The organism is Paenarthrobacter sp. Z7-10, from assembly GCF_026932795.1.
Lineage (GTDB): Bacteria > Actinomycetota > Actinomycetes > Actinomycetales > Micrococcaceae > Arthrobacter_M.
Genome location: NZ_JADPVH010000052.1, coordinates 20,974 through 28,688, shown reverse-complemented (window position 1 = coordinate 28,688; position 7,715 = coordinate 20,974). Strand labels below are relative to the sequence as shown.

Annotated in this window: 7 protein-coding genes; 6 read left to right on the top strand and 1 reads right to left on the bottom strand. The window is 65.2% G+C overall.

The genetic code is table 11. From position 1 onward, the window contains the following. Window positions 1-205: 205 nt before the first annotated feature. A complete protein-coding gene (locus IV498_RS14565) occupies window positions 206-1,171 on the bottom strand; it encodes a quinone oxidoreductase family protein (RefSeq protein WP_269047753.1) in 966 nt (321 codons plus the stop codon). Between the two features lie 131 nt (window positions 1,172-1,302). On the opposite strand from IV498_RS14565, the gene argC reads away from it, so the two are divergent. From argC to IV498_RS14535, 6 genes are all read left to right on the top strand, one after another. Continuing rightward, window positions 1,303-2,346, top strand: coding sequence for an N-acetyl-gamma-glutamyl-phosphate reductase (argC, locus tag IV498_RS14560; RefSeq protein WP_269047751.1), 1,044 nt, complete (start codon window positions 1,303-1,305; stop codon window positions 2,344-2,346). Then, complete coding sequence (locus tag IV498_RS14555) at window positions 2,343-3,701, top strand: bifunctional glutamate N-acetyltransferase/amino-acid acetyltransferase (RefSeq protein WP_269047750.1); 1,359 nt, start codon at window positions 2,343-2,345, stop codon at window positions 3,699-3,701. The genes argC and IV498_RS14555 overlap by 4 nt, the downstream gene beginning before the upstream one ends. A 73-nt stretch (window positions 3,702-3,774) precedes the next feature. Continuing rightward, on the top strand, window positions 3,775-4,674 hold the full coding sequence (gene argB, locus IV498_RS14550; RefSeq protein WP_269047748.1) for an acetylglutamate kinase: 900 nt from the start codon (window positions 3,775-3,777) through the stop codon (window positions 4,672-4,674). Beyond that, window positions 4,671-6,089 carry an acetylornithine transaminase gene (locus tag IV498_RS14545; protein WP_442951357.1) on the top strand — a complete coding sequence of 473 codons (1,419 nt, stop codon included), beginning with the start codon at window positions 4,671-4,673 and terminating at the stop codon, window positions 6,087-6,089. Before argB ends, IV498_RS14545 begins: the two co-directional genes overlap by 4 nt. Then, entirely contained in the window at window positions 6,086-7,105 is a 1,020-nt protein-coding gene (gene argF, locus IV498_RS14540) for an ornithine carbamoyltransferase (protein ID WP_269047746.1), read from the top strand. The genes IV498_RS14545 and argF overlap by 4 nt, the downstream gene beginning before the upstream one ends. Beyond that, window positions 7,102-7,668 carry an arginine repressor gene (locus IV498_RS14535; protein ID WP_269047744.1) on the top strand — a complete coding sequence of 189 codons (567 nt, stop codon included), beginning with the start codon at window positions 7,102-7,104 and terminating at the stop codon, window positions 7,666-7,668. The genes argF and IV498_RS14535 overlap by 4 nt, the downstream gene beginning before the upstream one ends. Window positions 7,669-7,715 lie beyond the last annotated feature (47 nt).

Genomic DNA, 7,715 nt, shown 5'->3' with positions numbered 1-7,715 from the left:
ACCCGAAGACCTCGAACACGTCGCCCAGGAACTCAACGCCCGCCCCCGCAAAACACTGGGCTGGAATACCCCAGCCGAACAACTACGTGATCTACTAAGAGCCAGCTAAACCCGGGTGTTGCAACAACCCCTAGAATTCAAGCTGCCCACCCGTCGGCGGCTTTCCTGCGCAGATTGGGCGGGGGATTCCTATGATCGGCCCGGACTACGGGACCAGCAGCACTTTTCCGGTGGTTTTGCGGGCCTGGAGGTCGCTGTGGGCCTGGGCCGCATCCGCCAGCGGGTACCGCGCGCCGATCCGGACATCCAGCTTCCCGTCGGCCGCCGCGGTGAAGATCTCCTGTGCGCGCCAGCGGCGTTCCTGCGGATTCTGCAGGAAATGCACCAGGGTGGGTCGGGTGACGATCAGTGAGCCAGAGGGGTTGAGGCGCTGCAGGTCAAAGGGCGGCACCGGACCGGAGGCAGCTCCGTAGAGCACCAGCATGCCCCGGATCCGCAGTGATGCGAGGGACCCGTCAAAGGTGTCCTTGCCGACGCCGTCGTACACCACGTCCACTCCGGTCCCGTCGGTCAGGTCGCGGACTTTCTGCGCGAAGCCGTCGTAGCGCAGCACCTCGTCGGCACCGGCCGAGCGCGCAAGCTGCTCCTTCTCATCGGTGGAGACCGTCGTCAGGACGCGTGCGCCACGCAACTTCAGCAGCTGAATCAGCAGTAGTCCCACGCCACCGGCGCCGGCGTGGGTGAGGACCGTCTGGCCCGGCTCCACCCGGAATGACGAATTGATCAGGTAGTGCGCCGTCATGCCCTGCAGCGGCAGTGCCGCGGCTGCCTCATCCGGCACCGCATCCGGAACCGGAAGCGTCCGGGCGGCCTCCACGATCGCGAATTCGGCATAGGTGCCGCGTCCCTCGGCGGTGGCCACCCGGGCTCCCACCGCGTAGTCCTGCACTCCTTCGCCGACCTCCACCACCGTTCCGGACGCCTCGGCACCCGGCGTGAACGGGACCGCGACCTTGTAGGCACCGCTGCGCTGGTAGGTTTCGATGAAGTTCACGCCGGCAGCGGCAACTTTGATCAGCAGCTCGCCGGGACCCGGCTTTGGCCGTGGCCCCTCGGCGAGCTTGAGGACCTCAGGTCCGCCTGTTTCAGTCATTACAATCGCCTGGCTCATGATTTCTCCGCTCGTACCGATTCTGCCGGGTTCCTCTTAGCACCATGGTAAAGGGTGGTGCCACCGCCGGCATTCATTCCGTAGTGCATAACTATCGGTACTGGTGAATAGGTGGGTGTATAGTCAAAGTCATGTCGATTTCTGTTGCCGTGTCCGGGGCCAGTGGCTATGCCGGCGGCGAAGTGCTGCGCTTGCTGGCGAGCCATCCGGAGGTGAGCATCGGCGCCATCACGGCGCACAACAACGCCGGTTCCCGGCTGGGCGAGGTGCAGCCGCACCTGCACTCACTTGCGGACCGGCTGCTGGAAGACACAACGGTGGCGAACCTGATGGGCCACGATGTGGTGTTCCTGGCGCTGCCACATGGCACCTCCGCCGCCATTGCCCGTCAGTTGCCGCCGGAGACCCTGGTCATCGACGCCGGCGCGGATCACAGGTTGGAGGATTCCGCCGCCTGGGCGAAATTTTACGATTCCGATCATGCGGGCAGCTGGCCGTATGGACTGCCCGAACTGCCAGGCCAGCGGGAGAAACTGCGCAGCGCCCGGCGGATCGCCGTCCCTGGCTGTTATCCCACCAGTGCGCTGCTGGCTCTGGCTCCCGGATTCGCGGCCGGCGCTTTGCAGGCCGACGACGTCGTCATAGTCTCTGCCTCCGGTACCTCCGGAGCCGGAAAGACGGCGAAGGTCAATCTGATCGGTTCCGAAGTGATGGGGTCCATGAGTCCGTACGGTGTTGGCGGCGGTCACCGGCACACGCCCGAAATCGAGCAGGGCCTGAGCAAGGCGGCAGGTGTCCCGGTGACGGTGTCGTTCACGCCCACCCTTGCGCCGATGAGCCGGGGCATCCTGGCCACGGCTACCGCGAAGGTGTCCCCGAAATTCCGCACGGCTGACGGCGGCGCTCTGCTGCGGCAGATCTGGCTCGACGCCTACGAGGACGAGCCTTTTGTCCATGTCCTGCCGCCGGGTCAATGGCCGTCGACAAAGTCCGTCCAGGGCTCCAACCATGCGGCCCTGCAGTTGGCCTTCGACCCCCATGCCGGACGCGTGGTGGTTTGCTGCGCCATCGACAATCTCACCAAAGGTACCGCAGGCGGTGCTGTCCAGTGCATGAACCTCGCCCTTGGCCTCACCGAGACCGCGGGCCTGAATTTTCAAGGAGTAGCCCCATGAGCGTGACAAGTCCCCGCGGATTCCGGGCCAGTGGCGTGACCGCCGGGCTGAAGGCCTCAGGTGCTCCGGATCTGGCACTGGTGGTCAACGACGGCCCGCAGAAAAGCGCTGCAGCGGTGTTCACCTCCAACCGGGTTGCTGCTGCACCGGTGTTGTGGTCCAGGGAGGTGCTCCGCGACGGTCGTGTGGACGCCGTGGTGCTTAATTCCGGCGGTGCCAATGCCTGCACCGGACCGCAGGGATTCCAAAATACCCACCTGACAGCGGAGAAAGCCGCCGGGTTCCTGGGTGTTTCAGCCACGGATGTGGTGGTGTGCTCCACCGGCCTGATTGGCGAGCAGCTGCCGATGGATAAGCTGCTGGCGGGTGTCGAGGCGGCAGTTGCTGCGCTGGGTGGCAACGGTGCCGACCCTGCCGATGACGACGACGGTGGCCGAGGGGCCAGCGACGGCCGAAATGTCGGCGGTGGCAAGGGTCGCCCCACCAGCGGCGGCGCTGCCGCCGCGACGGCCATCAGAACAACTGATACCCGCAGTAAAGAAGCGCTCTGGACCGCACTGGTTCCCGTCGCAGGTCACGCAGCCGCCTCTACCGCCGGCTTCGATGCCGGTTCGGCCACCGGATCCGGGACCGGCCCCGATGGCGGCTCGGCCACCGGAGTTGATGCCCTGTCGGTCGGGGGATATTCGATTGGGGGGATGGCCAAGGGAGCGGGCATGCTGGCCCCGGGTCTGGCCACCATGCTGGTGGTGCTCACCACGGACGCTGTGGTGGAATCCGAGGGACTCGATACGGCCCTGCGTGATGCCACACGGATGAGCTTTGACCGGGTCGATTCGGACGGCTGTATGTCCACCAATGACACGGTGCTGCTGCTGGCCTCCGGTGCCTCGGGAACGTACCCGGACATGGCGGAGTTCACCGCTGGGCTGTCGGCGGTCTGTCAGGACTTGGCTCAGCAGTTGATCGGCGACGCGGAGGGGGCCAGCCACAACATCTCGATCAGCACAGTCAACGCCGCCAGTGAGCAGGATGCGGTGCTGGTCGGTAAGACGGTGGCGCGGTCCAACCTGTTCAAAGCCGCTATTTTTGGCAACGACCCGAACTGGGGCCGGGTGCTTGCCGCCGTCGGAACCACCGACGCGGTTTTCGACCCGGACCAACTGGACGTGTCCATCAACGGTGTGAAGATTTGCCGCAATGGCGGAATTGGCGATTCCCGGGATCTGGTGGATTTGACACCTCGGGAGGTGTCCGTGGAAATCGACCTGCACGCCGGTGCGGCCCGGGCCACGATTCTGACGAACGATCTCACGCACGCCTATGTTGAAGAAAACAGCGCATATTCTTCCTGACTTGGCGCTCTTCCTGACCTCGCGAAAACCGAACCGCTCCCATTCCCGACCAAAACATTGGCAAGGACACTCCATGAATTCCGTAGCAGCCGCCCAGGGCAAGGCCGCAACGCTGATTGAAGCGCTGCCTTGGATTCAACGCTTTGCCGCCACCGTCGTCGTCGTCAAATACGGCGGTAACGCGATGATCAACGACGAACTGCGGCGGGCGTTCGCCGAGGACGTTGTTTTCCTGCATCACGCGGGCATCAAACCGGTGGTGGTGCATGGCGGCGGGCCGCAGATCAATTCCATGCTGAAACGGCTGGGCATTGAATCAGAATTCAAATCTGGATTGCGGGTAACTACACCGGAGGCCATGGAGGTGGTTCGGATGGTGCTGGCCGGCCAGGTGGGACGTGAACTCGTCGGACTGATCAATTCACATGGTCCCTACGCCGTCGGTTTGTCAGGTGAAGACGGTGCCTTGCTGCAGGCCGAACGGACCGGAACGGTCGTGGACGGGCAGCCTGTGGATCTGGGTCAGGTCGGCGAAGTGGTGGGAGTGAATCCCGGATCGATCCTGGACCTGCTCGACGCAGGCCGGATCCCCGTGATCTCCACGGTGGCCCCGGAAGTCGGCGACGCGGGATCGGTTCTCAACGTCAACGCGGATACCGCTGCTGCCGCGCTTGCTGTGGCGCTGCAGGCCTCCCGCCTGGTCATCCTGACGGACGTTGAGGGGCTCTACGCGAACTGGCCGGATAAATCGTCGCTGATTTCCGCGATCAGTGCAAGCGACCTCCGGGAGCTTTTGCCTCGGCTGGAAGCCGGCATGATTCCCAAGATGAAAGCTTGTCTGCAGGCCGTCGACGGCGGTGTCCAGCGCGCCGCGGTGGTGGACGGGCGCAGTGCACATTCGATGCTGCTCGAGATTTTTACCACGGCGGGGAACGGTACGCAGGTCCTGCCCGATGAAGAGGAAACGTCATGAGCACCGAAGAGCCGGGGACTCCCGAGAGCACGGATAGCTCCGTCAGCACGGGGAACCCCGGGAGCGCAGTGAGCCGCACCAGCGAGCCGAGCATTGAAGATTCCATCGCAGGATCGTCCACCTCGGAGCAATGGCTTTCTCGCTACTCACATTCACTGATGGGCGTTTTCGGCATGCCGCAGCGAGTGCTGGTGCGCGGGGCCGGCGCCGTTGTCTGGGATGCCGACGGACGCGAATACCTGGATCTTTTGGGCGGCATTGCGGTTAACTCCGTTGGCCATGCGCATCCGTTCGTGACCTCCGTGATTGCCAGCCAGCTTGCCACCCTGGGGCACATCTCCAACTTCTTCACCAGTCCTACACAGATAGCGCTCGCCGAAAAGCTGGTCACGCTCTGTGCTGCGCCGGCCGGTTCCAAGGTCTTCTTTGCCAACTCGGGTACGGAGGCCAATGAAGCCGCGTTCAAGCTGGCCCGGACGCACGGTAACCAGAATGGACCGGGACGGAGCAGGATAGTGGCCCTGGAGGGAGCCTTCCATGGCCGCACCATGGGCGCCTTGGCAATGACCGCAAAGCAGGCATACCGGGAGCCGTTTGAACCGATGCCCGCCGGCGTGCTGCATATTCCGTTCAATGACATCGAGGCGCTGCGGGCCGCCGTCGACAATAGCGTTGCCGCCGTGATCCTGGAACCCATCCAGGGGGAGGCCGGGGTCCGTCCGCTCTCCGCCGCATACCTGCGGGCGGCCCGCAGCATTACCCGGGCGGCCGGAGCCCTGCTCATCCTGGATGAGGTCCAGACCGGAATCGGACGCACGGGAGAATGGTTTGCCGGCCTGGACGCCGCCGCAGACCCAGCGGAACTCCCGGATGCCATCACCTTGGCCAAGGGGCTGGGCGGCGGCTTTCCCATCGGTGCCCTCATCACCTTTGGCGAGCGAACGTCGTCGCTGATGACCGCCGGACAGCACGGAACAACGTTCGGTGGTAATCCGGTGGCCACCGCGGCGGCGCTGGCCACCGTGCATGTGATTGAGTCCGACGACGTGCTGGCCAACGTGCGCCGGGTGGGACGGCTGCTGGCCGATGGACTTGCCGCCGTTCCGGCCGTGACAGAGGTCAGAGGCCATGGTTTATTAATCGGGTTCGACCTTGCGCAGCCCGTGGCCGCCGAGGTTGTCAGGCAGGCTTTGGACGCCGGCTTCATAATCAACGCCGCCGGCCCCTCCACCATCCGGCTGGCACCGCCCCTCATTCTGAGCGCGGCTCAAGCGCAGACGTTCCTGGCTGCGCTGCCTGCCATCCTGACCTCATCCGGCGCGTTTGCTCCGGCCGCCGGCTCCGACTCATCCGGCGCGGCTGCTCCGGCTGCCCCGACACCGCCGTCCCAATCCCGGAAAGGAAACGCATCATGACCCGCCATTTCCTGGTTGACACAGACCTCTCACCGGCGGAACAACGCGAGGTCCTGGACCTGGCCGCCGCCCTGAAGAAGGAACCATATTCGCGCAGCACCTTTGCGGGAGCAGGCGCGGGCCGCAAGACCGTGGCGGTCATCTTCGACAAGACCTCGACGCGGACGCGGGTCTCCTTCGCCACAGGCATCGCCGATCTTGGCGGAGTGCCGCTGATTATTGGATCCGGCGAATCGCAGCTCGGTCACAAGGAATCCATCGCGGACACGGCACGGGTGCTGGAGCGGATGGTGTCCACCATCGTCTGGCGCACCTATGCGCAGGCCGGCCTGGAGGAAATGGCCGAAAACTCCGCTGTGCCGGTGATCAATGCGCTGTCGGATGACTACCATCCCTGCCAGCTGCTGGCGGATCTGCTTACCATCCGCGAGCACAAGGGCACTCTTGCGGGCCTGACCATGACGTATTTGGGCGATGCAGCAAACAACATGGCCAACTCCTATCTGCTGGCCGGTGCCACCGCGGGCATGCATGTCCGCGTAGCAGGTCCGGAAGGATATCTGCCACGTGCCGGCGTCGTCGAGGCCGCCAAGGCCCGGGCCGCCGAGACTGGCGGGTCGGTGCTGGTCACCACGAACGCGGCCGAAGCCGCCCGCGGCGCGGATGTCCTGGTCACCGATACATGGGTTTCGATGGGGCAGGAGGACGAAAAAGCCGCCCGGATGGAGTTGTTCAAGGACTACGCGCTCGACGGCGGTGCGCTCGCCAAGGCGGCGGAGGGGGCAGTGGTGCTGCATTGCCTGCCGGCCTACCGCGGTTATGAAATTTCCGCCGAAGTGATCGACGGCCCGCAGTCGGTGGTCTGGGATGAGGCGGAGAATCGGCTGCATGCGCAGAAGGCTCTGATGGTGTGGCTGGTCGAACAGTCCGCCGCGGGCCCGGGGGAGGCAACCGGCATGGGGGAGGCAGCCGGAGTGGGGCTCGGGTCGTCGGCAGCGGAGGCGCCACGTCCATGAGCGCGGCAGCTTCGGTGCCGGGGACGGCAATGCCGGCGACCAAAACCGCGCGACAGGCCCGCATCACCGCGCTTCTGACCAGCAGACCGGTGCGCTCGCAGGCGGAGCTGGCCGCGTTGCTGGCCGAGGACGGACGAAGCGTGGGGCAGGCAACGCTGTCCAGGGACCTGGTGGAGCTGCGGACTGTGCGGGTTCGCGGAAAGGACGGCACCTTGGTCTACGCGGTGCCGCAGGAGGGCGGGGACCGGACGCCGCATTCAGCCGTTTCGCAGGAGCTGCTGGATACCCGGCTGACGCGGCTCTGCGCGGAACTGCTGGTCACGGCGGAGGCGTCGGCCAACATCGTGGTGCTGAGAACACCGCCAGGTGCCGCCAATTTCCTGGCCCTGGCCATTGACCATTCGGTTATGCCGTCCATCCTGGGCAGTATTGCCGGCGACGACACGGTGCTGCTGATCACCAGAGATCCGTCCGGCGGTGCGCAGCTGGCGTCACGTTTCCTGCAGTTCGCCGCGGATCCCGGCTCCGCCGGGAACGCGGCGGGCGACGGCGACACCGGCTGAGCATCGCCGTCGGACGTCGTGTTCCGCGTAACAGCAGGAACCGCATC